The sequence below is a fragment of the Bacillus sp. FSL E2-0195 genome (assembly GCF_038003645.1).
Taxonomy (GTDB): domain Bacteria; phylum Bacillota; class Bacilli; order Bacillales; family Bacillaceae_G; genus Bacillus_A; species Bacillus_A mycoides.
On record NZ_JBBOPN010000001.1, the window covers coordinates 934,887 to 961,432 of the forward strand.

The 26,546-nt window shown below is 35.7% G+C and carries 25 protein-coding genes; 17 read left to right on the plus strand and 8 right to left on the minus strand.

What is annotated here, in order from left to right:
• Nucleotides 1-192: 192 nt before the first annotated feature.
• The 10 genes from MHH59_RS04765 (at nt 193) to dnaB (ending at nt 12,701) form a co-directional block, all read left to right on the plus strand.
• A complete protein-coding gene (locus tag MHH59_RS04765; protein WP_215577425.1) occupies nt 193-1,959 on the plus strand; it encodes a UvrD-helicase domain-containing protein in 1,767 nt (588 codons plus the stop codon).
• A gap of 79 nt (nt 1,960-2,038) precedes the next feature.
• On the plus strand, nt 2,039-3,244 hold the full coding sequence (locus MHH59_RS04770) for a TerD family protein (protein ID WP_201055661.1): 1,206 nt from the start codon (nt 2,039-2,041) through the stop codon (nt 3,242-3,244).
• Nucleotides 3,245-3,334: 90 nt separating this feature from the next.
• On the plus strand, nt 3,335-5,869 hold the full coding sequence (locus MHH59_RS04775) for an MrcB family domain-containing protein (RefSeq protein ID WP_201055663.1): 2,535 nt from the start codon (nt 3,335-3,337) through the stop codon (nt 5,867-5,869).
• The gene (locus MHH59_RS04780; RefSeq protein WP_201057133.1) at nt 5,844-8,288 is read left to right on the plus strand and encodes a restriction endonuclease-like protein; all 2,445 of its coding nucleotides are present in this window, start codon (nt 5,844-5,846) and stop codon (nt 8,286-8,288) included. Before MHH59_RS04775 ends, MHH59_RS04780 begins: the two co-directional genes overlap by 26 nt.
• Nucleotides 8,289-8,640: 352 nt before the next feature.
• Entirely contained in the window at nt 8,641-8,979 is a 339-nt protein-coding gene (locus tag MHH59_RS04785; RefSeq protein WP_016126635.1) for a DUF4870 domain-containing protein, read from the plus strand.
• Nucleotides 8,980-8,982: 3 nt separating this feature from the next.
• Nucleotides 8,983-9,234, plus strand: a complete 252-nt coding sequence (locus MHH59_RS04790) for a hypothetical protein (RefSeq protein WP_016126636.1) — start codon at nt 8,983-8,985, stop codon at nt 9,232-9,234.
• 8 nt (nt 9,235-9,242) lie between these two features.
• On the plus strand, nt 9,243-9,986 hold the full coding sequence (locus MHH59_RS04795) for a MerR family transcriptional regulator (protein ID WP_215598995.1): 744 nt from the start codon (nt 9,243-9,245) through the stop codon (nt 9,984-9,986).
• 49 nt (nt 9,987-10,035) lie between these two features.
• A complete protein-coding gene (locus MHH59_RS04800) occupies nt 10,036-10,362 on the plus strand; it encodes a nucleoside triphosphate pyrophosphohydrolase (RefSeq protein WP_078206484.1) in 327 nt (108 codons plus the stop codon).
• A 195-nt stretch (nt 10,363-10,557) separates the two neighbouring features.
• Nucleotides 10,558-11,418, plus strand: coding sequence for a DnaD domain-containing protein (locus tag MHH59_RS04805; RefSeq protein ID WP_201055667.1), 861 nt, complete (start codon nt 10,558-10,560; stop codon nt 11,416-11,418).
• Nucleotides 11,415-12,701, plus strand: coding sequence for a replicative DNA helicase (dnaB, locus tag MHH59_RS04810; protein ID WP_215598994.1), 1,287 nt, complete (start codon nt 11,415-11,417; stop codon nt 12,699-12,701). The genes MHH59_RS04805 and dnaB overlap by 4 nt, the downstream gene beginning before the upstream one ends.
• 96 nt (nt 12,702-12,797) lie before the next feature.
• Here the strand turns inward: dnaB and MHH59_RS04815 are convergent, their stop codons facing one another.
• Complete coding sequence (locus MHH59_RS04815; protein ID WP_002166243.1) at nt 12,798-13,583, minus strand: TrmB family transcriptional regulator; 786 nt, start codon at nt 13,581-13,583, stop codon at nt 12,798-12,800.
• A 110-nt stretch (nt 13,584-13,693) separates the two neighbouring features.
• On the opposite strand from MHH59_RS04815, the gene MHH59_RS04820 reads away from it, so the two are divergent.
• Complete coding sequence (locus tag MHH59_RS04820; RefSeq protein WP_000348421.1) at nt 13,694-14,461, plus strand: TSUP family transporter; 768 nt, start codon at nt 13,694-13,696, stop codon at nt 14,459-14,461.
• A 225-nt stretch (nt 14,462-14,686) separates the two neighbouring features.
• On the opposite strand, the gene MHH59_RS04825 is transcribed toward MHH59_RS04820, so the two are convergent.
• Nucleotides 14,687-15,574, minus strand: a complete 888-nt coding sequence (locus MHH59_RS04825) for a DMT family transporter (RefSeq protein WP_002134700.1) — start codon at nt 15,572-15,574, stop codon at nt 14,687-14,689.
• Between the two features lie 49 nt (nt 15,575-15,623).
• Between MHH59_RS04825 and MHH59_RS04830 the strand changes: the two genes are divergently transcribed.
• Nucleotides 15,624-16,088 carry a hypothetical protein gene (locus MHH59_RS04830; protein WP_201055669.1) on the plus strand — a complete coding sequence of 155 codons (465 nt, stop codon included), beginning with the start codon at nt 15,624-15,626 and terminating at the stop codon, nt 16,086-16,088.
• Between the two features lie 50 nt (nt 16,089-16,138).
• Here the strand turns inward: MHH59_RS04830 and MHH59_RS04835 are convergent, their stop codons facing one another.
• Nucleotides 16,139-16,714, minus strand: a complete 576-nt coding sequence (locus MHH59_RS04835; protein ID WP_002186556.1) for a TetR/AcrR family transcriptional regulator — start codon at nt 16,712-16,714, stop codon at nt 16,139-16,141.
• Nucleotides 16,715-16,856: 142 nt separating this feature from the next.
• Here MHH59_RS04835 and MHH59_RS04840 point away from each other — a divergent pair, with 142 nt between their 5' ends.
• Nucleotides 16,857-18,332 carry an MDR family MFS transporter gene (locus tag MHH59_RS04840; protein ID WP_063226607.1) on the plus strand — a complete coding sequence of 492 codons (1,476 nt, stop codon included), beginning with the start codon at nt 16,857-16,859 and terminating at the stop codon, nt 18,330-18,332.
• Between the two features lie 43 nt (nt 18,333-18,375).
• On the opposite strand, the gene MHH59_RS04845 is transcribed toward MHH59_RS04840, so the two are convergent.
• From MHH59_RS04845 to MHH59_RS04860, 4 genes are all read right to left on the minus strand, one after another.
• A complete protein-coding gene (locus MHH59_RS04845; RefSeq protein WP_002087271.1) occupies nt 18,376-18,903 on the minus strand; it encodes a permease in 528 nt (175 codons plus the stop codon).
• Nucleotides 18,900-19,382, minus strand: a complete 483-nt coding sequence (locus MHH59_RS04850; protein WP_050000899.1) for a hypothetical protein — start codon at nt 19,380-19,382, stop codon at nt 18,900-18,902. The genes MHH59_RS04845 and MHH59_RS04850 overlap by 4 nt, the downstream gene beginning before the upstream one ends.
• On the minus strand, nt 19,375-19,716 hold the full coding sequence (locus MHH59_RS04855) for a PadR family transcriptional regulator (RefSeq protein ID WP_002159060.1): 342 nt from the start codon (nt 19,714-19,716) through the stop codon (nt 19,375-19,377). The genes MHH59_RS04850 and MHH59_RS04855 overlap by 8 nt, the downstream gene beginning before the upstream one ends.
• 299 nt (nt 19,717-20,015) lie before the next feature.
• On the minus strand, nt 20,016-20,162 hold the full coding sequence (locus MHH59_RS04860) for a YjcZ family sporulation protein (protein WP_000540380.1): 147 nt from the start codon (nt 20,160-20,162) through the stop codon (nt 20,016-20,018).
• 200 nt (nt 20,163-20,362) lie between these two features.
• Between MHH59_RS04860 and MHH59_RS04865 the strand changes: the two genes are divergently transcribed.
• On the plus strand, nt 20,363-20,599 hold the full coding sequence (locus MHH59_RS04865; protein WP_002140614.1) for a hypothetical protein: 237 nt from the start codon (nt 20,363-20,365) through the stop codon (nt 20,597-20,599).
• Between the two features lie 127 nt (nt 20,600-20,726).
• Here MHH59_RS04865 and MHH59_RS04870 read toward each other — a convergent pair whose 3' ends face one another.
• The gene (locus tag MHH59_RS04870) at nt 20,727-21,275 is read right to left on the minus strand and encodes a DUF4352 domain-containing protein (RefSeq protein ID WP_002169011.1); all 549 of its coding nucleotides are present in this window, start codon (nt 21,273-21,275) and stop codon (nt 20,727-20,729) included.
• A gap of 516 nt (nt 21,276-21,791) precedes the next feature.
• Here MHH59_RS04870 and licT point away from each other — a divergent pair.
• The 3 genes from licT to MHH59_RS04885 all read left to right on the plus strand — a co-directional run bounded on the left by licT (nt 21,792) and on the right by MHH59_RS04885 (nt 26,211).
• Complete coding sequence (gene licT, locus MHH59_RS04875; protein ID WP_002130869.1) at nt 21,792-22,640, plus strand: BglG family transcription antiterminator LicT; 849 nt, start codon at nt 21,792-21,794, stop codon at nt 22,638-22,640.
• A gap of 143 nt (nt 22,641-22,783) precedes the next feature.
• Nucleotides 22,784-24,676, plus strand: coding sequence for a beta-glucoside-specific PTS transporter subunit IIABC (locus tag MHH59_RS04880; protein WP_201055671.1), 1,893 nt, complete (start codon nt 22,784-22,786; stop codon nt 24,674-24,676).
• 95 nt (nt 24,677-24,771) lie between these two features.
• Nucleotides 24,772-26,211, plus strand: a complete 1,440-nt coding sequence (locus tag MHH59_RS04885; protein ID WP_201055673.1) for a 6-phospho-beta-glucosidase — start codon at nt 24,772-24,774, stop codon at nt 26,209-26,211.
• The last annotated feature ends 335 nt before the right edge of the window (nt 26,212-26,546 follow it).

Genomic DNA, 26,546 nt, shown 5'->3' on the forward strand with positions numbered 1-26,546 from the left:
ATAGAAAAATAATCCAGAAAACTTATATTTTAGTATATAATTTAAAATGATAATAGCGTGTAATAATATTTTTAATAGTAAAAGAGAAATTGTGATAAGATTTTAGTTTTTAACATTGATTATTTGTATATATTTATATTAGGTTCCTATAAACATACAATGTTCATAATATGAAAAAAAGAGGGGATTCTTGTGGGTTTACACATTATACCGAATGATTTGCCAAGCTTGACTCCAGGTGAGAGAAAAGTGCTTGAAAAGGTTCGGTCTTTATATAAAGATGTGCAGAGAGAAGCGTATTTATATATTCAGCCAAGACTTAGACATTTAGAACCTGATTTTATTTTAATTGATTCACAAAGAGGTGTAACAATCTTTGAAGTGAAAGATTGGGAACTTTCTTATATTAGTAGAGCGGATAGAAGAAAGGTAGATTTAGCAGATGGAAAACAGGTAGATAATCCATTTTGTAAAGCTAACTTATACCATACTGCAGCACAGAGGTTATTTAGGTTGCAAGATATTTTAAAAAGTGAAGGGAACGAATTAAAGTTTAAATTACATACTAATGTTATATTTCCATATCTTCATTCTAATAAGATTGAAGATAGTGGATTAGAGCAAGTATTTAATCAGCCACCAGCGCAGTATATTTCATCTGACATGTTAAGTAAAGTAAATATAAATCAATTATTCAAAAATGAATTTAGTTTCGTAGAAGAAGATGAAATTATTGCAATACGAACTCTATTATTCCCGGAAATTAAAGTTAGTTGCAGTGATAATCAAATCAGTACAAAAGAATTAATTACCGCACTAGATGCAGAGCAAGAACGTTTTGCAAAACGTGTACCGTATGGCCATTATATGGTAACTGGGGTTCCGGGTAGTGGAAAAACAGTTTTATTGCTAGCTCGTGCGATTCATCTGGTACGTGAACATCCAGAATGGAAAATAAAGATATTAACGTATAATAAGTCGTTACAAACAAAAATTGAAAATAAATTGAATTCTTTAGCAGCTGATCTTGCCTTTATGAATGTGCGCTTGGAGAATATAGATGTTAGCACTTTTCATAAATTTGCGCTAGATACAGCGAGTATATGTGTACCAAAGAAATCTAATGTGAAATGGTGGAATGAAGAGTTGCCCGAAATTGCTATACAGCGAGCGCAAGCGTCATATGATGCCGTTTTAGTGGATGAATATCAAGACTTTCTAGATGATTGGATTCGATTGTGTGTGAAGTCTTGTAAAGAGCATATGTATGTTAATAATCAAAAGGAAACTGTTACTGGGATAAATTTATTTTTAGCAGGAGATAGACTACAGAGCATTTATAATAACTCGGATCATAGTTGGAAGAGCTTAGGTATTGATATGCGTGGACGAAGTTCTTTACTAAAGAAATCATATCGTGCCGGTAGTCAACATATAGATTTAGCCCTTAATTTCTTGAAGCAAGAAAAGAAATTGGAAGAGGAGGTAAATAAATTTTATTGCCCAATGAGTGAGCTATCTTTTGAGAATGAAATGAAAGATGGAGTTAGTTTTATTGAAGGATCATATGAAGATATTAGTAATAGAGTTTACGAACTTATTAAGCGCAAGGGCTATAAGCCAGAAGATATATTAATTTTGTGTAGAGAGCGAAAAGATTGTGAGAGTATACAGATGAAATTAAATTATGAGATACGTCAAAAAGTAAAAGTTACAAAAAATATTACTGAAGGACATTTAATTATAACGACATATCATTCATCAAAAGGTCTTGAGGCACCAATTGTATTTTTAGTTGATGTAGACAAGTTTGAGAGAATGCAGCTCGAACAAAATGATATTAAACTACGTAAGCTATTATATGTAGGCATGACAAGATCATCTGAGCATTTATACATTCATGCTGGAAGTTATGATAAACCTTCCTTTGGACAAGTATTAAGGAACGAAATATCTTGAGGGTACCCTTGAAAATCTAAAGAGGAGTATAATTGAACTGAATGTTAAAACATTAAAGGTGTAGGACGGGGGAATTATGATGATACATACTTTAGTAAGGGGACAAAAGATAGACGTCACAAAGAATCATCCGGGGATTAGAGGAGTACTGGTAGATTTAACTTGGGATGCCCCGATGAATATGGATGTAGATGCATCAGCTTTTTTAGTAGGTTTTAATGGGAAAATTACTAAAGAAGAAGATTTCGTTTTCTATGGACAACCTTATTCTAGTTGTCGATCTGTTCAATTGGACCAAAATGAAACAAATGGAAATAAACAAAGATTTTCGATAGATTTTACTCATATAAAAGATGACGTACAAAAGATTGTATTTTCGATTACAATTCATAATGCCGAAGAGAAGAAACAGGCGCTACGAGATGTTTCACATATTCAATTAAAAATAAGCAACGCACAATCAGGATTAGAAATTATTCATTTTCCTATCACACATCCATTTACAGATGAGAGTGCCATTATTGTTGGAGAGCTGTATCGACATGGGGGAGGATGGAAATTCAATCCTATTGGAGCTGGCTATTTTGGTGGGTTAGCTGAATTATGTGAAAATTTTGGGATAGAAATCGCAGATGATGAAAAACAAACTGCTCCTCCTGTAGAGAAGAAAATAGTTCCTACTCCACCTCAAGTACAAAAAACTATTAATGTAGTGAAGGTTGAATTGAAGAAAAAACAATCTATAAATATACAAAAATCTAAAATGGTAACTGCTACTTTAGAGTGGGAAACAAATAAAGATTTAGACTTATATTGTTTTTACGTAACGACTAATGGAGAGATAGGAAAGATTTATTATAAAAATCTCGGTTCGTCTAAAGTGTCGCCGTACATTGTGTTGGACGGTGATTCACAAGAGCCAGGAAAAGAAACAATTCGTATTTACCGATCAGAAGCTTTAAAATATGTTTTATTTGCTGCATATAGTGCTGTCGGAAATGGAATAGGTAGTTTCTATTCTATGAAGGCTAAAGCTGTTGTCGATAATCATATGGGAAGCGTTGTAACAGCACCGTTATTAGAAATAAATGACCATGCTTATTGGGTGTGTATTGCTCATATTGATTTCACGAATTCAAATGAGATGAAAATTTCACATGTAGAAAGCTACTCAAAAGACCATTCAGAGGCTTCACCACTCTTGTACGAGAACGGGAAGTTTCGAATGGATGTCGGACCGATTGAATTTAAAAATGAAGAGGATTATCAGAAGTATTTTAAATAATAGAGTAGAAAATCATACATCATATTGTATGATTTTTCTTTTATACATAGTTTGGTAAAATAGTAGTAATTGTAACGGTGGAGGATGAAAATGTTAGAGCAACTCATAATTGAATTGGCTAAATTAACGAAGCAGGTTGAAGATATAAATGGTGATAAAACTTATTTGGTTATAAATAAAGATGATGAAGGATTATACGTTGAAGCTAAATTTTCACGTGAGCAATATGATGAGGAAGCACCATCTTATTTTAAAGCGAGTTTTGAAATTCTTAAGGTTGCTTGGAGAAAATTTATCGCTATGCGTACAGTAAAGAGTGAAGATTTTGGACAAGCGAGTGAATGTAATACTTTCATGGTAGCTTTCTTTTCACAGTTTCCATTTGTGGATGTAATGGGAGCAGGAGCTATTACATTTAAAGAAGCCCAAACTGATAACCTACCAAGTGAAAAATATGATAAAGTCATGCTCTTTTTAGAAGAGATCATGAATGGTACATATAATCCAAGTACGTTACGTGAACAAATGGATGAAAATTTATATAGTAGGAAGTCTCGCGCACGTCAAGATCTAAGGTTGTTGGGCTTTTTGAATGAATCTCATGAAATGAATCAGCTGCTATTAAGCGAATATGTTCAATCGGAAGATAAGAAAAACTACATGGCACAGCTAGTTTTGAAACAAGAATATTTCCGTCATGTTTTATTCGTTCTTGGATTGTTAGAGAAGCATTCAAAGGATGAAAAGAAAGAAGCTCTAGTTGATTTTGGAATGACGATTGTCCGAAATTCATTAGGGGATAATTTGATGGTCGAATCGGTAGCGAAGCGGCGTACGAATAATTTACTAGATTGGCTTGAAAAAGTAGGAGTAATTAATGATGAATGGATTCCTATTGAACAATATGAAAAAGATGATGGGGAAAAGGGCGGTAGCATGAACAGTAATTTACGTGAAAAGTTTTTAACGGTTATGAATGAGTATTTACAGGCAAGAACAGAAAGATTTGCGGGTCATAAAATGGGATCGGTTGTTAGGAATGAGATGACAACGGAAATAACGAGGTTGCCATTTATTGATCATAATCAGTATGTTGTCACAGGATCAATTGGACAAGGAAATTGGGCTGCTGTTCCATGGCTTGCGATCATGAATAAAGACATTACGAAATCTACGCAGAGTGGTTATTATATCGTTTATTTATTTAGTGAAGATATGGAGCGATTATATTTAACGATAGCACAAGGGGTAACTAAAACGGATAAAGATGAATTGGATAAAATTAAAGAAGAGATTCGAGAGCAAATACAAATGTCACAAAAGGTGAAAAAAGATGATGAGATCTTCCTAGGGACAAGTCCGAAAGCGAAAGGATATGCGAATTCAACAGCGGCTTATATTGCGTATGATGTTAATAAAATGCCAAGCGAATCAGAATTAGTTGAAGACTTGGAAGAAATGCTTCGTTATTATGAGGGATTTATTGCTTACAAAGAGGAAGGAACGAAATATGAAATGATCTATGAGAGGAAAGAAGTATATTTAGATCAGCAATCAATTATCGATCATGTGTCTTCTTATATTCAAAGTAAAGGTTTCTATTATGAGAAAAAGGATCTTATTAATTTCTTCCTTTCATTAAAGACGAAGCCGTTTGTGATTTTATCAGGCATTTCGGGTACAGGGAAAACGAAAATTGTTCAGTGGTTTGCGGAGAGTTTAGGAGCTATGGAAGAGAATGGACAATTTACGCTTATTCCGGTTCGACCTGATTGGAGTGATAGCTCTGATTTACTTGGTTATGTGAACCTTCAAGGGGAGTTTCAAGAAAGACCGTTAATTAAAGTTCTTGAAGCCGCAGATGCAAATCCAAATAGACCGTATTTTGTAGTGTTGGACGAGATGAACTTGGCTCGAGTGGAATACTACTTTAGTGATTTTTTAAGTGTAATTGAAAGTCGTAAATGGAAAGATGGAAAAATTGTTACGTCACCTGTTCTTCCAGAGTCAATTACGAATAAGCATATTACGATTCCGTCAAATGTATATATTATCGGAACTGTAAATATGGATGAAACGACACATCCGTTAAGTAAGAAAGTATTAGATCGTGCGAATACAATTGAATTTAATACCGTTAGCTTAGATTATTTTAATTTCTTAATGGATGTAGAAGAGAAGGAAGCTGAAATTGCTTCGAATCGCTCCTTAGCAGCCGAGTATCTTCATCTAAAAGATTGTTTTAAAGAAAACGAAGATCTTGTGAGGAATATATCAACTACTTTAATAGAAATAAATAAAACACTTGAATCAGTTGGGGCTCAAGTTGGGTATCGTATACGAGATGAAATTTGTTTCTATATGGCATACAACGAACAAGGAAAGTTATTGTCGTTCGATGAAGCACTTGATTATCAAATATATCAAAAGATTTTACCGCGTCTTGCAGGTAGTGATGGAAGAACAGAAGAGATATTAAAGCAGTTGTATGTATTATGTGCAAATGAAGAATATGATAGCGGCAATAACGATGCTTCATATGCTAAGTATCCTCGTTCAGCTAACAAGCTGTCTCATATGTTAAGGAGGTTCGAGTATGATGGTTTCACCTCTTTCTGGATCTAATAATGAAATAGAGATAGTTAAGATTGAAACAGAGGAGCTATCATTGACGATTAAAGGAAATCCTTATCATGAAAAATACGAGAGTTTAAAAGAATATCAAGCTATGAACGCAGATGAAATGATGTATTTTCATGTAGATGGGAAGGCGGAATCCGTTTCTGTATTTGATGCGAGATTGAAGAAATTGGATGAATGGAACGAACATCCGCCAATCTTTTTTGAGAATAGAAGTTATCAACTTGTTGTTGTTCCGAAAAATAATAGGCAGTTTTCTTTTTATCATGAACATCCGGGTTTTCGAAAACAAGTTAGTTCTATTCAAATGGGTTCACTTCATGTGTTAATGGGAAATCTTTCGTTTCCAAATGAAGTAGGAAATACAACGTTTGAAATTAAAGATGATAAAGAAACTTTACTAACAGTTACATTTGAAGTTTTCCCGTCAAAACTTGATTATAAGGATGATTATAGAGCTTTATTAGATGAAGTAAATGATGAAATTTATAATTTAGCGTTTCATTTACTGAAAAGAACTTACTTAGGAGCATCTGCAATTTACGCTACAAATCCATCGAAGAGTGAGTTCTATCGTATTTTAAACGATTCCTTTGAGCGTTTTATGAAGTCAATCTCTCACATTAAACGGCAACCGCATCATACGCTTATGACTAGGCATCAACTTGTACGAGGAGAAAAAATTCGTAAATTGGATTCTGTCGGAATGAACTATTTGCGAAAACGACCGCACCTGCTGCAAGGAGAAAACAGTATACCAACTAAAGGCATTACAGCTTATAAGGAAGTGTCTTATGATACGCTGGAAAATCGATTTGTTAAATGGATGATTCAAAGAGTCGTACATAAAATAGATGATTTACTTAAGGCGCTAGAGCCAAAGTCTAGATATACACGTGGTGTAACTGATGAAGATTTGCTAGAACGTGTAAAGAATATGAAGTATCGAATGAAAAATGAATTGAACGATCCATTTTGGAGAGGAATCGGAAAATTGGATCGCTCAGTCTTTTCACTCGTTATCCAAATGGCGGCAGGCTATAGAGATGCGTATCAAATCTTCTTGATGCTATCGCGCGGTTTAACATTAAGAGGACAAATTTTTAAAATGTCGGTAAAAGATGTCGCTAGATTATACGAATACTGGACATATTTAAAACTCGGACAAATTCTATCGAAAAAGTATACACCGCTCCATCAAGATGTTATTCAAGTTAAACAAGACGGTTTATACGTAACGCTTGATGAAAGTAAAACCGCAAAAAGAACGTTTAAACATCCAGTCACAGATGAAGTAATAGAACTTTACTTCCAGAAAAGAAACAGCGGACTGCCAACAGTTACACAAAAACCAGATACGATGCTCGCTATTGAGAAAAAGGGAAAGAGCTATCAATACCAATACATTTTTGATGCGAAATATCGAATTGATTTTGCTGAAAGCTCTCATTATAAAAGGAAGTATGGCACCCCTGGTCCAATGGAAGAAGACATTAATACAATGCATCGTTACAGAGATGCACTAGTAGTAGAACAAGAAGGACCATTTGAACGAACAGCTTACGGAGCGTACGTACTATTTCCGTGGAACCAAGAGGAAGCATACGAGAACCATCCATTTTATAAAAGTATAGAAAAAGTAAATATCGGTGGCTTCCCGTTCTTACCAAACGCAACAAGACTAGTCGAACAATTTTTAGACCATCTCATTGAAAAGAGCCCAGAAGAAATAATAAGAGAAGGCATTCTTCCAAGAGGAACAAAAGAAGAATGGCACTCCTCACTAGAAGAAAAAGTATTAGTGGGCAGCGTGAAAACTGAAAGTGACTATGAAACATATAGGAAAGAAGGCCTATATCAGCTACCGGTCACGCGGTTAAAACCAGGATGGCAAGAAGCGAAGTACATAGCATTATATGCACCGAAAAAATGGCACGGAGAAAAAGGCGGCATTCAATACGTAGCCAAAATCAAACACATTCAAATGCAACAAAACGATGAATATGTACATTTCGAACTAGAACCATGGAAAAAACTAGACCACCTCATCCGCCCAGTAGGATATGGCATTCAAACATACACAATAACAACTATATCTTTATTAAAAGAAGTACAAGAGCTTCCAGAACTATTTATGAAATCAAAAGAAGAACGAAGTCTTTGGAAAACGTTACGTCGTTTTACGAAACAAGTTAAGGTTGAGCTGGATCATTGCAACTTAGATGAGGCATCTTCTGTTAAGAGTTATTATGTGCAGGACGTTCAGATTTGGGTTGATTATGAGAATGGGGTTGTTATGGTGGGGAGAGATGGGCTAGTTAAAGAGGTTGCTTTGGAGTTGGTTGTTGGTAGGAGTTCGGTGTTGTTTAGGGAGGTTTTAGAAGTGCTAAATGTTAAGGAATAGCACTTAGATACAAAGGTGATTAAGTCATGGATAAAGGCCAAATTTATTTTTGCATGGAACTAATGATTTTAGGTGAAGTGGAGAAACATTTAAATATTATAGATAAATATTAGTTGGATAAAGTGTATTGTTAGCTATGGGAAGAAGAGCATATGAGGTATATGCTCTTCTTTTTATTTGTAAATAAAGTGGATGTAAAATTAAAATGATGACCTCCACCCTGTCAAGATAAAGGTCATATTTTATTTATATTGGTGTTACTAAATTTAATCTATATAATCCTCTTGCACCTCCCCCAACGTCACCCCCTAACCTAAAGAAGACAAATCAAAAAGGGGGGACCAAACCAATCATGAAAACCACCACAAAAGAAAAAAGAAATACCATCATCATGTTACTACTATCAGCCGCAATAGGAATTTTTTCACCACTACTCATGTACATTACACTGGCACGTAAAAATGAAGTGTACAAATATCATTGCCGAAAGGCGTTCAACTTTCATTTGTTAATTTTTCTTCTATTTAATATTAGTTCGCGTATTAGTGATGTTTTGTTTTGGATTGTGTTTGCTCTTGAGGTAGTTCAAGTGATCATGGTTGCGTGGAAAGTAATACGCGACGAGCCATATCGTTATTTCATTCGAATTCCGTTATTTAAAGAAGATAAGTACGCAGTGGAAGGAGAATAGGTGATGAAACAAGAAGTGGAGATAAGGAGAAAGCGAATTTTTATTATGGCCGCAGTGTTGTTTATTGCGATTTATATTATTTTACGAAAAAGAAAGTATGAGTACTTTTATGACGGTATTAGTGAGTATGAACATCGTTATAGAAGGAATGTTCCTTTTGTATTGCTTGTTGTAGGTTTGTTTCAATATTGTAGGCGGAATGAGATGAGCTTTTCTTATATGCTTCAGTATGTGAAAGAGAAGTTAGCGGAGTAGGTGATGATATGGCGTGGATGATTAGTGAGTTTGCAAGTGTTGGGGATGTTACGGTGCAGACGCTTCGTTATTATGACAAAATTAATTTATTAAAGCCGAGCGATTATACTGAGGGTGGGCATCGGTTATATACGACAGATGATTTGTATGTGCTGCAGCAAATTCAATCGTTTAAGCATCTTGGGTTTTCGCTTGGGGAAATTCAAAATATTATATTGCAGCGTGATATAGAGACAGAAGAATTTTTAAGACAAATGCATTTTCAAAGGGAAGTGCTTTTGGTAGAGCAAGAAAGAATTGCGAAGGTGCTTTCACATATGGATGAGATGACGAAGAAGTTTCAAAAGGAAGAACGCGTGGATATCGCTTTGTTTTCTTCGTTTTTGCAAACTTTCATATGGGAGAAAGAAAATAAAGAATGGTTAGAGGAACACTTTTCAACGGATAGTGTTCGAGCGTTTTATGATAATAAGGAATTAAAAGAAAAATTTGATCGGCGATTTATGGATATGATAGGGAAGTTGAAAAAGTGTAAGGTAGAAGAGAAGGATCCGAGTCATCAAGATGTTCAAGTTACCTTGAAGGAATTTTTTAATTTAATAGAAGAGGTAACGAACTATCTTGATACATCTCAAAGTGATATAGAGGACATAATTAAACAATCAAACCTCCCACTATCCGAACTCCCAGCCCTCTTCACAACCGGAGAAGAAAAATATATAAAAGAAGCAATGAAGCAGTTTAACACCTAGTTAAACTGCTTTTCCATTATAATAGAAGAAAAACTAACGGAGGAACCACATGCCAACCTACAACAAACTAATCCGAAACAAAATCCCACAAATAATAAAAGCTAACGGAAAAACACCCACAACAAGAATTCTACCTGAAGACGAATACATAAAAGAAATCTGCAAGAAAACACAAGAAGAACTAACCGAGTATCTAGAGGCAGACACAAAAGAACATAAACTAGAAGAACTATCCGACCTGCTAGAACTAATAAACGCCCTAGCCGAATACGAAGGCACAACACTAGAAGAAATCAATACAATCCGTAAAAAGAAAGCAAAAGAAAGAGGCGGCTTCCAAAATCGAGTCTTCTTAATCGAAGTAACCGATAACTAGCCCCTCCCATACCCCTACAAAGCCCCTCCCAAGTAATAAATCACTAAGAAAAAACACAACAAAACAAAAACAACAACAAACACCGTAGTAGTAGTCAAAAAATTTTTGAAATAACACGCCAAAAACCCACCCCTCCTTCCTATATATAGTACAAAGAGGAATTTTTCATTTTGAATGAGAATGGGAGGAATTGGGATGGCGGTGTATCGTAATGTGCAGGTGAATTTTTGGCAGGATGATTTTGTTTTGGATTTGACGCCGGAGGAGCGGTATTTTTATGTGTATTTGTTAACTTGTTCGAAGACGACGCAGTGCGGGATTTTTCCGTTTCCGAAGCGGTTAGCTGAGATGGAGACTGGTTATAATCGGGAGACGGTTGATAAGTTGGTGCAGCGCTTCATTGATTATGGGAAGATTCTTTATGATGCGGATACTCGGGAGTTATTTATTCTAAATTGGCTTCGTTATAATCCTGTGACGAATACGAATGTGGAGAAGTGTGTGCTTCGTGAGCTGAAGGGTGTGAAGAATAAGGAGTTTGTACATATGTTTCTTCAGAAGTGCGTAGAGGAGGAGCTGAATGTTCCGATGCTTTTAGCACATTTCGGTATGCCGAGTGATTTGGCTGTTGATGTGGATCTAGATCCAGTTTGTGAAGAGGCGGAAGAAGAGGTTATAGAGGAAGAGACGGGAAGTCGCGTGTTTTCTTTTTATGAGCAACATTTTGGTAGTTTGTCTCCTCATACTGTGGAGGAACTGAGTGCGTGGATGGAAGATTTGTCAGAGGAGCTTGTGCTGAAGGCTCTTCAAATTGCGTTTGAGAATAATAAGCGGACGGTTGCTTATGTGAAGGGGATTTTGAGAGGTTGGCACGGGAAAGGATTTACGAAAGTGTGTGAGGTTGAGGCGGATACGACTCAGTTTAGGAAGAAGGATTCGTCTGTTAGTACTGGGGAGACGGAGGAGTTTTTGACGAGGTGCGAGGAGTGGGAGAAGAATGCGCTGTCAGAGGAAGAGCTGCAGCGGTTTTTAGCGGAACGTGGGTGGCGTCCATGAGTATTCAAAATGTGGAGGCGGAAAAGACGGTGTTAGGTTCTCTTTTAATTGATGGAGAGCTTATTAAGGAGTGCCGTTTGACGGAGCATTATTTTTCTATGCCGGTGCATAAGTCTATATTTCGGTTAATGCGAAAAATTGAAGATGAAGGGCAACCAATTGATCTTGTGACGCTCGTTTCTAGGATGAATCCAAATTTTTTGGAGAATATCGGGGGGATGGAGTATTTTATAGCATTAATAGAGGGTGTGCCTACAACTGCCAACTTTTCTTATTATGAGGGGCTTGTTCGAGGTGCATGGAAAATGTATCAGGCTGGTGTTCTTGGGCGCAAGATGGGAGATCGTCTTATTGCGGAGAAGAATGAAAAAATTATTGGTGAGACGATTACGGAGCTTTGTGAGTTAGAGGAAAAGGACTATGTATGTGAGTTTGATTTGAAGGATGCTTTAGTTGGTTTGTATGAAGAGCTTCATCAAGATACGAAAGAGAATACTGGTATTGAGACTGGTTATATATCGTTAAATAAGATGACGTGCGGATTGCAGGAAGGTGATTTTGTTGTTCTTGGAGCGCGTCCTTCTATGGGGAAAACTGCGTTTGCGTTAAATGTTGGGCTACATGCGGCGAAGTCTGGAGCGGCAGTTGGGCTGTTTTCATTAGAGATGAGCAGTAAGCAATTGTTAAAAAGGATGGCGTCTTGCGCGGGCGAAGTGTCAGGAGGTAGGCTGAAAAATCCGAAGCATCGTTTTACGATAGAAGACTGGGAAAAGGTGAGTAAGGCGTTTGCGGAGATTGGTGAGTTACCACTTGAGATTTATGATAAAGCCGGTGTTACAATGCAGGATATTTGGATGCAGACTCGTAAGTTAAAGCGGAAGCACGGTGATAAAAAGCTTTTAGTTATTGTAGATTATTTGCAGCTTATTACTGGCGATCCAAAGCATAAGGGCAATCGATTTCAGGAGATTAGTGAAATTTCACGTAAGCTTAAGTTGTTAGCGCGTGATTTAAATGTTTGTATAGTAGCATTGTCACAATTGTCTCGTTCCGTAGAATCACGTCAAGATAAGCGTCCGCTTTTATCTGATTTAAGAGAGACGGGACAAATTGAGCAAGATGCGGATGTCATTATGCTTATGTATCGTGAGGATTATTATGATAAGGAAACGATGCAGAAAGAGATGATGGAAATCCATGTGGCAAAGCATCGGAATGGGCCTGTAGGGAGTTTTAAGCTGAGGTTCTTGAAGGAGTTTGGGCGGTTTGTGGAGGGGAAATAGTTAAAAGACTGGAGTATCACTTTGTAAATAAAATAAAGCATAAGTGTTCCATTTCATTAACTTATGCTTTGTTTTTTGATTCTTTGAATATGTTTCTTATTTTTCCATAAAGAAGGATTTTCTCTCTGTAGTAATCCATTGCTCCAAATCATCTTGGCTACGTTGTACAAGTCGATTCACTAAAACATCATGCCATACATAATCCTCTAATAGGTATATATGAACGGGATCATCTGTATAAAAAGCAATATTACGCTCCTCAAGTGATGGTCCATAAATCATCTCTTTAGAATCTATCGATAAAATAAACCAATGTTCTGTAGACAGAGTTTCTGTATAAGGTGTTATACGATGGGCTTCTAGATTTTTAATGGGATTTTCAACATGCAGGGTAATACCTTGTACTGTAACTTTATCAGCTACCTCAGATAGTTCCTCTTTTAACGCTTCATACATCTCATCCCACATTGAAATGACAATACGTTTTTGAGCTTTTTTTATTAATGCCTGACAGTAGCTAATTATTGTTTTATTGTCTTTTAAAGTAATCACTCGATTATCCGTTTTTTCCTCGAAAGTTTCTAGTTTTTTTAATGAATCACTGATTCCTTCATAAGTAGACTGCCATTCTGATTGCGCCTTTTGTAAAAAGATTTCAACAGGTAGAGGTGAATAGCGAGTGGTGTCATTTATTTCTTCCTTCATGACAATTCCTTTTTCTACAAGGTTACCCAAAATCTCATAAATTCGCGCTCTTGGGATACCCGAATCCTTACTCACTTGGTAGGCTGTGACAGGCCCCTGTTTAACAAGAGATACATAAGATTTAGCTTCATACTCATTAAAACCAATTTTTTTAAGCTGTTGCACTATGTAGTCCACTTTTTTCGTCCTCCGATGTTTGCTTTTATATTTCAACGTTACAATAACTGTTTACATTTAGCAAATTATTAGTTACTATTCAGATAGTGACTAAAGGGGAGATTAATAGTATGGATTTTTATTTAGACCCATCAGTATTAATTATTTTGATTGCTTTTGGATTTTTAGCTGCATTTATTGATTCAGTTGTAGGTGGTGGAGGACTCATTGCTTTACCAGCTTTATTATTTACAGGACTGAATCCAGCAAGTGCAGTAGCTACGAATAAACTAGCGTCGACAATGGGAAGTGCAACTAGTAATATTGTGTTTTATCGTTCTGGTAATCTTGATTTGAAATCGGCGTTTAAATTAGTTCCACTCACTTTCATAGGTTCCATAATAGGGGCATGGACCGTTCATTTAATGAACCCAGAAGTACTGAAGCCATTGATGCTGATCATGCTTGGTGCGGTTGCCATTTATACGATATTCAAAAAGGATTGGGGTAGTATTTCCACTCATAAAAAATTGTCTGGTCGACACGTCATTATCTTTACTTTTTTTGTTTTTGCTATTGGTTTTTATGATGGATTTCTAGGTCCTGGCACAGGTTCGTTTTTAATGTTTGCTCTTTTATTTATTGGGTATGATTTTTTAAAAGCAGCAGGTAATGCGAAGCTTCTTAATTTAGGAAGTAATGTTGGTGCATTGTTGATATTTATGTATGTAGGGCAAGTAAACTATGCGTATGGTTTTATAATGGGGATTGCTCAAATTGCTGGAGGGATTGTTGGCTCCAAATTTGCTATAAAAAAAGGAAGCGGGTATGTTCGTGCTCTTTTCATTACAGTAACTTGTTTATTGTTAGCGAAAAATCTGTATGACTATATTCAGTAAGTAATTTGGAACATCTTCACTTCAAAGAACGTAGAAAAGGTCAAATATGAAGGCTACATAAAATATAAGAAGATACTAGGGGTAAATTTCTTTTAACATTTTTTAGATGCTACCTTATTCGAAGATAGCATCTAAAAAAGTCTCATTTAAAAGAAAATCTAAGTGAAGAGAATGATATAAACTCATATTTTTTCTGGGGTATGTTTATTGATCATAGTGAAATGTTTACTCTATATTCTTCTTATAATTAGGCCTCAACAAACTCTTAAAGTCCACCTCAGCAATCAACACACTCAATAATATAAGCGTCGCCCCTAAATAGCCTTTCCCTGTGAGCGTTTCGCCTGTGAAAACAAAGGCAAAGCCTGCTGAAAAGACAGGTTCTAATGAAAAGATAAGTCCCGTATGTGTAGGCGTCGTGTATTGCTGGGCGATAACTTGCACGATGAAAGCGACTGCGGTGCAAAATATGCTTAAGGCTAATATGATTAGCCATGAGTTGATCGTGCTAGGAAGTTTTGGGGTTTCCATCACTAATGAAAAAATAAGACTAAATAGGCCGACGAAACCGAGTTGTATGACCCCGAGCGCAATCGAGTTCACATGTTTTGTTACGTTTCCAGTAATGATGACATGAATGGCATAAAATAAAGCAGACAATATGCAAAATATATCGCCGTTACCGATCTTGAATTCACTAGTTAATGTTAATAAGCCAATTCCTATTATCGTTAACACAATTCCTAATATAACTTTCTTTTCAGGAATGTGTTTTAAAAATATAGCTGATAATATCGGAATGAAAATGACTGTGAGACATAGTAAGAAACCAGCATTAGAGACACTTGTATACTTTGTACCGAAAGTCGCGAAAATATAGACGATAAATAAAACGGAAGCTAGTATAAAAGCATATTTTACAGTTTTAAAATCGACTTTGAATAAATGTTTGTAAAATATTAAACCTGATAAAAGAAAGGCAATAATAAATCGTAATGCGATTAAATTATATTCTTCTATGCCATCAAGTCCAAGCTTTGTAAGTAGGATGGATGCACCCCAAAAAAATGTAACTAGTAGTAGCATTAAATCAGCTTTTAATTGAATTTTCATTTCTATTCCCTCGTTATGTATAATTTATGATTCCATACCCCTATCCCCATTGTTTATTTTAATATTAATTCTGAATATTTGGAACGAAAATTTATCGACGTTTTATTCTATAGTTACGTACGAATTAACGTTATCTACCGCAAAAACATTAGCGAAGTTAAATCCAAACAGGACATTCATTTACGTATCCGGTAGCGGAACAGATAGTACAGAATCAGGACGTACGATGTGGGCGAGAGTGAAGGAGAGAACGGAAAATGAGTTATTACGTTTACCTTTCAAATCTGCGTATATGTTTAGACTAAGATTAATCATTCCGGCAAATGGTGTGAAATCAAAAACGAAATTGTACCAATTAATGTATGATGTGATGAAGCCCTTTAATCCTCTGTTGAAGCGATTCGGCAGTGTGATAACTTCTGAGCAGTTGGGAAGAGCTATGGTGCGAGTTGGGAAAGATGGATATTCTCGTTCAATTATAGAAAGTTCGGATTTGAAGAAAATCGGTAAGTAATAGTATGTAAAAAACGCCTATTTCATATAGGCGTTTTTTTGATGGTGAAGTTATTCTTCTTCAAACTGAAAAATATTCCGGTTAATAAGTTGGTGGAGATACCTATCCATTTCAGCAGCAGAAACGCTTCTTTCATTTTTAAACCACCATGCACTTAATGAGGTGATTGCCCCTGAATAAAATTCAATGATTAAATCATTTGGCATCGTATGGTTTTTGCAAAGTTGATTTAACGCTTCTATTTCTTGTTTTCTCGTTTCGTGACTTAAATACTGTGTACGGCTAATAAATTGTTCATCAGACATTTGCGTCTCTAATATTTTACCGATTTCTTCATGGTGTAGAAATTGTTCCATTACTTGAAATGGTTTACTTAATCGATCTGAAATCGGTATTTCAGCAATCATCTTGCTGTAGCGTTTAAATCCAAATGCTAATAAAGCATCTTTATCTTCAAAGTGTTTATAAAAAGTTGTTCGGTGTACCATTGCACGATCACAAATTTGGTTAATCGTGATAGTACTATATTTCTGTTTTGATTGCGTCATTAATTCAAATAAGGAATCCCATAGTAATTTATGTGTACGTCTAATACGTAAATCAAGTTGTTTTTCATTATCATTCATCTACAATTCTCCTTTTTTGTAGATTAAATATACAATGGCTGAAAATTGATTCTCCCTTTTTAATCTACATATGTATATTATATTACATGTGTTCCGGTGTATTTAAAGCTTTTTAAGTAAGAAACAGGAGGAGAATTTGTAAATGAATATAACAACTAAGAGCCCTGCAAGTGGCAAAGTTGATACTTCTAATATGAAACATACCCCGATTTTAATTGCATTACTTTTAGGGGCAATGGTTGCATTATTAAACGAAACATTACTTGGTAATGCGTTAACTGTATTAATGAAAGAATTCGACGTAACAGCTTCAACGATTCAATGGCTTTCTACAGCATACATGTTAGTAGTTGGTGTTTTAGTCCCGATTACAGCGTTACTTCAGCAATGGCTCACAACGAGACAAATGTTTTTGATCGCTATGGTAACATTTTTAGTCGGTACATTAATTGCGGGATTCGCACCGACATTTTCCGTTTTATTAATCGGCCGTATCGTCCAAGCAGTAGCGACCGGGTTAATTTCACCGTTATTAATGAATACGATTTTAATTATTTGCCCGCCTGAAAAGCGCGGTGCCACAATGGGATTAATCGCACTTGTAATGATGGCAGCTCCAGCAATTGGTCCTACATTATCAGGAGTAATTGTGGATTCATTAAATTGGCGCTGGTTATTCTACATTGTTATTCCTATCGTGATCATTTCAATTATGATTGGGATGAAATACATTCAAAATGTTACGGAGTTAACAAGACCAAAAGTAGATTATCCATCTATTCTTTTATCGACATTAGGATTCGGCGGGCTTGTGTATAGCTTTAGTGCATCAGGTGATTTAGGATGGTCCGATGCTAAAGTGTACGGCGCTTTAATTGTTGGGCTTATATCACTATGTATTTTTGTCGTGCGACAATTAAAAATTGAGAATCCAATTTTAGAATTACGTGCATTTAAAGTGCCGATGTTTACAATATCAGTTGGATTAATCGTCATTGTGATGATGTCGTTATTTTCAACGATGACTTTATTACCGATGTTCCTACAAACAGTTTTACTCGTTACAGCATTTAAATCAGGACTAATAATGCTTCCAGGAAGTATTATTAGCGCCATAATGGGACCAATCGCAGGTAAACTATTTGATAAATTTAGCCCGAAAGTTGTTATCGTTCCCGGTATTGTGTTAGTGGGTATTGCAATGTTCTTATTTAAAGGCATTACTCCTGATACATCAATGGTACAAATTATTGTCATGCATAGCGTATTAATGGTTGGACTCATGTTTGTCATGACAGCACAAACATATGGATTAAATCAATTAACACCAGATTTATATCCGCACGGAACAGCACTGTTTAATACGTTACAGCAAGTAGCTGGCGCAATTGGTACAGCTATCTTTATTTCGAAAATGTCTTCAGGAACAACTAAGTATATGGAAAGCTCAGCAAATCCAATGGATCCAGTAGAGAAGTTAAACGGTTTAACATCTGGATTCCAAGGCGCATTTACACTAGGGTTAATCTTTATCGTTATTGCTTTTATCGTATCGTTGTTCTTAAAAGAAGAGAAAAAGGAAGTAAAGGCAGCGAGGGTTTTACAGAACGAAAATTAAGGTTCATATTAAAAAGACATCTTTACAAGATAAAGATGTCTTTTTACATTTCTTTCGTAATATCATACTGCAACAACTGCCGTTGATCATAAAACTTCTCAAAAACGATGCCCATTACATAGAAGAACAACAGACCGAAGCAAATGTGAATGAGCGTAAAGGTAGCTCCGAATGAAGAAAATTCATACACCATAATTGGTAATTTCGCAGTTGTCCAAACGCCTAAGAAAAATACGATGTACCTAATGCTTGCACCTTTTTTTAATAGTAGTGCTGCAATCGGAAAGGCAACATAGAGGGGACCAGCTGCAATGCCGCCTAATAATAGGGAGAATAATATTCCATATATGCCGGACTTTTCTCCCATGTATTTCATTAGCGTTTCTTTCTTCACCCACTGATCAAGTAACCCTACAAATATTAGGACAGGGGGGAGTAGAAACAACATATCTAAAATGCTATTCCCCGTTAATTGTAATGCGCTCCATCCTAAAGATTGGTTTATAAAAGTTAGAATGATAAGTCCAATCAGCAAAATGAAAAAGAAGCGATATCTTTTTAGTTCCTTCATACCATCACCACCCAAATGATATATGAGAATAGGAGTGACATGAGTAATGCAGATGCATTACGAGCGTAAGCAAAGCTTCGTCCGAATATCTTTTGTTCCATAGGCAAGGTTGTAATTCCTACTGACATTAGTGTAGACATGAGTGCCGCAACTTGAGGAAGACCTGCGCCGTGCTGTACTAACGTATTACCAAGTGGGAACACGATAAAGCTTGGGATAAGTGCCACAGATCCGAGTAGTGCTGAATAAATAATACCTAAAAATCCAGACTGTTCTCCAATGATGGAAGAGATGAAGGACGGCGTTAAGATAGAAAGTGATAGTCCAACGAAAAGCATAATGGAGAGCATGGCAGGGAGAAGGTTTTGAAATATTTTCCATGATTTTAATAGGGCAAATTTCGTTTTATTCCGATCCTTCATAAAAGAAATCCCCGTAAGAATAATGGCCAAAGTGTAAAGGATAGCGCCATTAATCATGATTAGATTCCTTTAAGTCTTTATATTTGTCTAAGAAAAATGATAAGTTTTTCATTTTTTCCTCAATATCCATTTGAAAATCCGCTAATTGTTCTTTTCCGGCTGTAGTAATTTTGTACATCTTTCTCGGCTTATCTGGAACTGATGTACTTACATAAGATTCAATAGCACCTTCGTTTTCTAATTTCTTCAGCGTGCGGTAAAGGATGGCACTATCAATTGGATTGACCGGAAGTTCTTCTTCACATTTCTGAAGTAGCTGTCCGCCATAGTTATCACCTTCTGCTAAAAATAACAAAAGAAATGCACCTGTATGTCTTCCTGTATGTTTCATGAATATACCTCCTAGAATGAATTAGAATATATACTGTTAATGACAGTATACTGTTGTTAACAGTATATGGTGCAGGAAGTGCTATGTCAATTTAAAAATGTTACTGAGGGGAAATGGCAATTCATGTTTTAATCTTGTTAAATAACAAAATAAAAGCCTACTGTTTTCTTGTGACAGTGGCTTTCATAGTTGGTAAACTACTATATTACGCTTAGGGAATCTCGCCTTTTGATAGTAACACATATATGTTAGCCCTATATTGAGAAATAAAAAAAAGACACTCTCAAGAGTGCCTCTTATTAGCAGCCGAATCCGCCGCCCCAACAGCTAGCTCCAACGATGATTAATAAGATAAAGAGCACAACAAGTAAGGCGAATCCACCGCCAAAACCACAGCCTCCACCACAACTACCACCATAGCCTCCACAACTACCACCATAGCCCATATTAACTCCTCCTTCCATAAAGTCCATATATTAATGGATTTATATCACTTTATGTTTTTACGGATAAACTTGAGCAGGTCCTTTTGAAAAAATAAAAGTACTCGGTATTTTAAAAGAGTTGACGAACTTATTTTTGTCACGAGTATTCCGCTTATTACATATGGTATTTTATTCTGTGCATTGGGGGAAAGGAGATCGTTATGGCTAATTCTGAGATGATATTACGTTTACTTACGGATTTAAAGATTGAGCAGCAAGCTTTAAAAGAACAGCTGGAGAAAATGCAAACAGCTTTGAGTATTCTTGAAGAAAAACCAACTATTCCTGAAGAGAAATCAACTACTCTTCAAGAGAAACCAGTTGTTACAAAGCAACGTGGACATTCTGGGTTTCCAACATCTTTTCGTGATTGGAGAGCATCTTCTCAAAAGAACTAAGGAATCCTATTATAGTGAGTTATACAAAATCACAAATGAAAAAGTACAGTCTACTGTAGTTAATACAGAGGCTGTACTTTTTGTTATGTTAGTATAAGTTGTGATAGGCGGTTTGTATTTTCTTTGACTATTCCACCTTTAACTCGATCCCTTCATCCAGCATATCTCCATTAATTTTCAAAGTTAATCCTTGCGTATTTTTCGGAACATCGAATACAATGTTCCCTTCCGAATTTTCATTAGGATTAAGAACACCAAATTTAAATGTAGCAGTATTTGCAGCTTTAAGTACTAATTGAGATTCATTAGAAATGTGATATTCTCTTCCGGTTCCGTCAATTAATTTAAAGTTATTGTTATTTAGTGTAATGGGTTCCTCTTGACGATTATAAACTGCGACGTCTAATACTTTAAATACACCTTGTGCTTTAACTTCTCCATTACCTATAACATCTAATGAATCGGCAGAGTGTATTGATATGTATACATCAGAAGAATCTCCATGGGTGGGAAGTTCTTTTTGAGGATCCTTGTTGCTAAGTTCATCATTCTTTGTTTCTTTAGAAGTCTCCTGTTCGTTTTTCGTGTTACTGCTAGATGTATCATGTGAACTGCAAGCTGATAATCCAAATAAGAATGAGCTACATAATAATGATGTTAATAACTTTTTGTTCATAGTTTGTTCCTCCAAAATAAAAGTACTTTCATGGGTGCCATAATGATTTAATAAATCTATATTTTTCTTTATATGTATTAAATGTTACATTTTATTATATTGGTTTTGGGATAAAAAGGAAACTTGATGCAAATAAACAAGACACTTTGCAGTGTCTTGTTTATTTAAGTTATGCGCATTACTTAATAAGACGCTAGTTTCTCATCCTGAACATGAGTAACTATGTAGGGTGTTTTAATTATAACATTTTAACCAGTAATGGGTCTATATGGAATTTAATGAGGAATTGAAAAATGATTAGGCATGTTTTCCTTTGTAAAAAAAATTTCAATAATTTATTATTGCAAACGCTTACCCCTTGTGTATAATAAAGGTAAGTTAATAATTACAAGGATTGTTACTGTTCGGCAGGCAAAACCTAAATTGATCCAAGGAGGCTACATATGTAGTTTTTTGGAATCAGTTTAGGTTTTTTTATTACCTTTTGTGATTTTAAGAAAAAGAAGGCGGAACAATATGAGAATCCATAAAATCTTAAATAACAATGTTATTTGTACGATGAAGGATAATGAGACAGAAGTTGTACTTATGGGCAGAGGTTTGGGGTTTCAGAAAAAAGTAGGCGATACAATTGATGAATCTAAAATAGAAAAAACCTTTGTTTTAGAAACAAAAGAATTATCAGAGAAACTTGCTAGATTGTTAACTGAAATTCCTGTGCAGAATTTAGAAATTACAGAGAGAATTATTCAGTTTGCTAAGACAGTTTTGCCAGGGGCTTTAAGTGATTATATTTATCTTACATTAACGGATCACTTAAGTTTCGCCTTAACGCGGCATAAAGAAGGAATGGATCTCAAAAATACTTTGCTTTGGGAGATTAAGAGGTTTTATCAGAAAGAGTTTGAAATTGGTCTACAAGCTTTGAATATGATTGAAGAAGAGACTGGGTTTAGACTTTCTGAAGATGAAGCAGGGTCAATTGCGCTACATTTCGTTAATGCGCAGCAAGGAGAGCCGGCGATGCAGCAAACGGTGGCGATGACGAAAATCGTCCAAGATATTTTAAATATTGTAAAGTACCACTATAAGATGAACTTAGATGAAAATTCATTTAATTATAGTCGGTTTGTAACACATTTACGATATTTTGCCCAGCGTTTAATGCAGAAGGAATTGAATTCGGCCGAAGATGATTTTTTATATGAGCAAGTGAGAAGTAAGTATCATGAAGCATATAGTTGTACAGAAAAAATAGAAGCATACTTACGAAAAGCACATAATAGTCATCTTTCAAAAGATGAAAAAGTGTATGTAACGTTGCACATTCATCGTGTAACGAAGCGCAATGAACTATGTAATTGAATAGACGGGATTGTTACTGTTTGGCAGGCAAAACCTAAATTGACTTCTAATTGAGTGATTCGTATGTATCACGTTATTAGAGTTAGTTTAGGTTTTTTCTTTTATAAATGATAAATGGGATGATTGTAAGGAGGGGAACTACTATGAAGTATGAACAATTGGCAAAAGACATACTGAAAAATGTTGGCGGGAGAGAAAATATAAATAGCGTTGTACATTGTATAACTCGTTTACGGTTTCAGTTAAAAGATGAAGGTAAAGCGAATACGGAAATACTGAAGAGTATGGAAGATGTTGTAACTGTTATGAAAAGCGGTGGACAATATCAAGTTGTTATTGGTAACCATGTATCCGACGTGTATAAAGCGGTTATTGCTGCTGGAGGGTTTCAAGAAACAGAGGAAGAAAATGCGGGTGAGAAGAAAAAGAGTAGTCTTATAGATATTCTTTCTAGCATTTTCACTCCTATTTTAGGAGTACTAGCTGCAACAGGGATGATTAAAGGATTTAATGCACTATTTGTAGCGTTAGGTTGGTTAAGTACGCAGTCAGGAACGTATCAAATATTAAACGGGGTTGGGGATTCGTTATTTTATTTCTTCCCAATCTTCCTAGGATATACAGCAAGTAAGAAATTTGGAGGATCGCCTTTCATTGGTATGGCAATTGGGGGAGCTTTAGTTTATCCAGCTTTATCAGGTTTAAAAGCAAGTGAGCCATTATATACGCTATTTGCTGGAACGATGTTTGAATCACCAATTCATATTACGTTTTTAGGAATACCAGTTATTTTAATGGATTATGCGTCATCTGTTATTCCAATTATTCTCGCTACTTATTTTGGATCGAAAGTAGAAAAGTCTTTAAAGAAAGTCATTCCGGATGTTGTGAAAACATTTTTAGTACCATTTTTCACATTACTTATCGTTGTACCAGTTACATTTCTTGTGATTGGCCCGATTGCGACGTGGGCAGGTCAATTTTTAGGACAGGCTACACTTTGGGTTTATAATTTAAGTCCATTAGTAGCAGGGATAGTACTTGGTGCTTTCTGGCAAGTGCTCGTTATTTTCGGACTTCATTGGGGAATTGTCCCGATTGGCTATAATAATTTAGCAGTGCATGGTATTGATCCTATATTAGCGCTTATATTCGCTACTTCATTTGCTCAAATTGGGGCTGTTCTTGGAGTTTGGATGAAAACGAAAGACCAGAAAATAAAAACGCTCAGTATTCCAGCTTTTATTTCAGGTATTTTCGGAGTTACAGAGCCGGCGATTTATGGTATTACACTTCCTCTTAAAAAGCCGTTTATTATGAGCTGTATTGCGGGAGGAATTGGCGGCGGAATACTTGGCATATTCGGTACGCAAGCTTATATGACAGGTGGTCTTGGGATATTTGCGCTTCCAACATTTATTAGTCCGAAAGAAGGTATCACAGCTGGATTTTGGGGCGCAATTATTGCGATGGTTGTTTCCTTAATATTAGGTTTTATTCTTACTTACTTATTTGGTTTTACTAAAAAGCAAACATCTACAAAAACAGCTGAAACAATTGGTAAAATTGCTGCATCAAACGATGATGAAATAATCTTTAGTCCTTTTCATGGTGTAGTTAAGCCACTCCAACATATTGATGATGCTGCATTTGCATCAGGTGCGTTAGGTGAAGGGGTTGCAATTGAGCCTTCAGAAGGAAAGTTATTTTCACCAGTTTCAGGTACGATTTCTGCACTTTTCCCAACAAATCATGCAGTAGGAATTACGGCGGATTCAGGTGCTGAAATTTTAATCCATATTGGTATGGATACTGTGAAATTAAATGGCGAATTTTTCTCTTCTCATATTGAACAAGGAGTAAGAGTAGAAAAAGGGCAATTACTTATTGAATTTAATATAGCTGAAATTCAAAAGGCGGGTTATATTGTGACAACACCAGTTGTTGTTACAAATTATGATAAATATAGCATTAAAAAAACTGAAGTAGAAAAGATTCAAGCAGGAGATTCTTTACTAGAGTTAGCAGTTAAATAGTAGTTACATTTCATACAGGTTCAAACGAAGAAAGGTATTCTTTAAAACTTGCAATGCCTTTCCTCGTTAATTCTTATATAAAGGAGTTTTTCTATATGTCTAAAGTTATTTTTCCTAAAGGATTTTTATGGGGTGGAGCAATCGCAGCCAATCAAGCGGAAGGCGCATATTTAGAAGACGGGAAAGGGTTAACGACGGTGGATCTATTACCAACTGGTGAAAACCGTTGGGACATTATGAAAGGAAACATTCATTCATTTACACCGGTAGAAGGGGAGTTTTATCCATCACATGAAGCAATTGATTTTTATCATCGTTATAAAGAAGATATTGCGCTGTTTGCAGAAATGGGATTTAAAGCGTTACGCGTATCTATTGCATGGACACGTATTTTCCCAAATGGTGATGATGAAAAGCCAAATGAAGCAGGATTAAAGTTTTATGATAATTTATTTGATGAACTGTTGAAGTATGGCATTGAACCAGTCGTTACGATGGCTCACTTTGATGTTCCTGTTCATTTAGTAGAAACGTATGGAAGCTGGAGAAGTAGAAAGCTTGTCAATTTCTTTGAGACGTATGCAAAAACGATTTTTAATAGATATAAAGATAAAGTGAAATATTGGATGACATTTAATGAAATTAATATGCTTTTGCATTTACCTTTCATGGGAGCAGGGCTAGCATTTAAAGAAGGTGAGAACAAAAAACAAATTCAATATCAAGCAGCGCATCACCAACTTGTCGCAAGTGCTTTAGCTGTGAAAGCGTGTCATGAAATTATTCCAGATGCGAAGATTGGTTGTATGCTTGCTGCAGGTGCGACGTATCCATATACATGTAATCCAGGTGATGTTCTACGCGCGATGGAGCAAGACCGTGAATCATTCTTCTTCATTGATGTACAAGCAAGAGGAGAATATCCTGGATATGCGAAACGATTCTTTAAAGATAATAGTTTAACGATTGAAATGGAAAAAGAAGATGAGTCCATTTTGAAAGAGTATACCGTTGATTATATTGGCTTTAGCTACTATTCAAGCCGAGTAACAAGTACGGATCCCGAAGTGTTAAAAAGTATAACGAGCGGAAATGTATTTGGTTCTGTTGAAAACCCATATCTTGAAAAATCAGAGTGGGGATGGACAATCGATCCGACAGGCTTCCGTATTACAGCGAACCAGCTTTACGATCGTTACCAAAAACCTTTATTTGTCGTTGAAAATGGTCTTGGTGCAATTGATCAATTAAATGGTGAAGACGAAGTGAATGATGAATACCGTATTGATTACTTGCAAAAACATATGACGGAAATGTCAGAAGCAATCCAAGACGGGGTAGATATTATCGGATATACAAGCTGGGGACCGATTGATCTTGTAAGTGCCTCTACTGGAGAAATGAAAAAACGTTACGGATATGTATACGTTGATAAAGATAATGAAGGAAAAGGTTCATTAAAAAGATTGAAAAAGAACAGTTTCAATTGGTATAAAGAAGTAATTGAGACGAATGGTGAGAGTTTGGAGTCTTAAGTATAATGTGATATGAACATAAGTTTGCCGAAACGGCAAGCTTATGTTTTTTGGTTGCGGCAAACTTATGCTTCTAGGATTTGAAGAATATTTTTAATGCCGCTTTTAAATAAAGTCACGGTGTTTATAAAAAAGACGTGATGTTTTGTCCTTTTGAATCTGTTTATCTAAAGAGATGTTTTTATAGTGAAAAGAAGGTCTGGACTGAAAGGCGGATTAAGGAACTGTTGAGTAGCAATAAAGTTACTCCACTAAAGGGCCATATAATGGAATGGATTCTTGTCAAAATTGAAAATATTTGAAATAATTGTTATTAGGTTGAAGGAGATCGATTG

Excerpts from the sequence above, each read along its gene's own strand:
- MHH59_RS04770 (WP_201055661.1), top strand. The coding sequence starts at position 2,039 with ATGATACATACTTTAGTAAGGGGACAAAAGATAGACGTCACAAAGAAT.
- MHH59_RS04775 (WP_201055663.1), top strand. The coding sequence starts at position 3,335 with ATGTTAGAGCAACTCATAATTGAATTGGCTAAATTAACGAAGCAGGTT.
- MHH59_RS04780 (WP_201057133.1), top strand. The coding sequence starts at position 5,844 with ATGGTTTCACCTCTTTCTGGATCTAATAATGAAATAGAGATAGTTAAG.
- MHH59_RS04785 (WP_016126635.1), top strand. The coding sequence starts at position 8,641 with ATGAAAACCACCACAAAAGAAAAAAGAAATACCATCATCATGTTACTA.
- MHH59_RS04790 (WP_016126636.1), top strand. The coding sequence starts at position 8,983 with ATGAAACAAGAAGTGGAGATAAGGAGAAAGCGAATTTTTATTATGGCC.
- MHH59_RS04795 (WP_215598995.1), top strand. The coding sequence starts at position 9,243 with ATGGCGTGGATGATTAGTGAGTTTGCAAGTGTTGGGGATGTTACGGTG.
- MHH59_RS04800 (WP_078206484.1), top strand. The coding sequence starts at position 10,036 with ATGCCAACCTACAACAAACTAATCCGAAACAAAATCCCACAAATAATA.
- MHH59_RS04805 (WP_201055667.1), top strand. The coding sequence starts at position 10,558 with ATGGCGGTGTATCGTAATGTGCAGGTGAATTTTTGGCAGGATGATTTT.
- dnaB (WP_215598994.1), top strand. The coding sequence starts at position 11,415 with ATGAGTATTCAAAATGTGGAGGCGGAAAAGACGGTGTTAGGTTCTCTT.
- MHH59_RS04820 (WP_000348421.1), top strand. The coding sequence starts at position 13,694 with ATGGATTTTTATTTAGACCCATCAGTATTAATTATTTTGATTGCTTTT.
- MHH59_RS04825 (WP_002134700.1), bottom strand. The coding sequence starts at position 15,574 with ATGAAAATTCAATTAAAAGCTGATTTAATGCTACTACTAGTTACATTT.
- MHH59_RS04835 (WP_002186556.1), bottom strand. The coding sequence starts at position 16,714 with ATGAATGATAATGAAAAACAACTTGATTTACGTATTAGACGTACACAT.
- MHH59_RS04840 (WP_063226607.1), top strand. The coding sequence starts at position 16,857 with ATGAATATAACAACTAAGAGCCCTGCAAGTGGCAAAGTTGATACTTCT.
- MHH59_RS04845 (WP_002087271.1), bottom strand. The coding sequence starts at position 18,903 with ATGAAGGAACTAAAAAGATATCGCTTCTTTTTCATTTTGCTGATTGGA.
- MHH59_RS04850 (WP_050000899.1), bottom strand. The coding sequence starts at position 19,382 with ATGATTAATGGCGCTATCCTTTACACTTTGGCCATTATTCTTACGGGG.
- MHH59_RS04855 (WP_002159060.1), bottom strand. The coding sequence starts at position 19,716 with ATGAAACATACAGGAAGACATACAGGTGCATTTCTTTTGTTATTTTTA.
- MHH59_RS04860 (WP_000540380.1), bottom strand. The coding sequence starts at position 20,162 with ATGGGCTATGGTGGTAGTTGTGGAGGCTATGGTGGTAGTTGTGGTGGA.
- MHH59_RS04865 (WP_002140614.1), top strand. The coding sequence starts at position 20,363 with ATGGCTAATTCTGAGATGATATTACGTTTACTTACGGATTTAAAGATT.
- MHH59_RS04870 (WP_002169011.1), bottom strand. The coding sequence starts at position 21,275 with ATGAACAAAAAGTTATTAACATCATTATTATGTAGCTCATTCTTATTT.
- licT (WP_002130869.1), top strand. The coding sequence starts at position 21,792 with ATGAGAATCCATAAAATCTTAAATAACAATGTTATTTGTACGATGAAG.
- MHH59_RS04880 (WP_201055671.1), top strand. The coding sequence starts at position 22,784 with ATGAAGTATGAACAATTGGCAAAAGACATACTGAAAAATGTTGGCGGG.
- MHH59_RS04885 (WP_201055673.1), top strand. The coding sequence starts at position 24,772 with ATGTCTAAAGTTATTTTTCCTAAAGGATTTTTATGGGGTGGAGCAATC.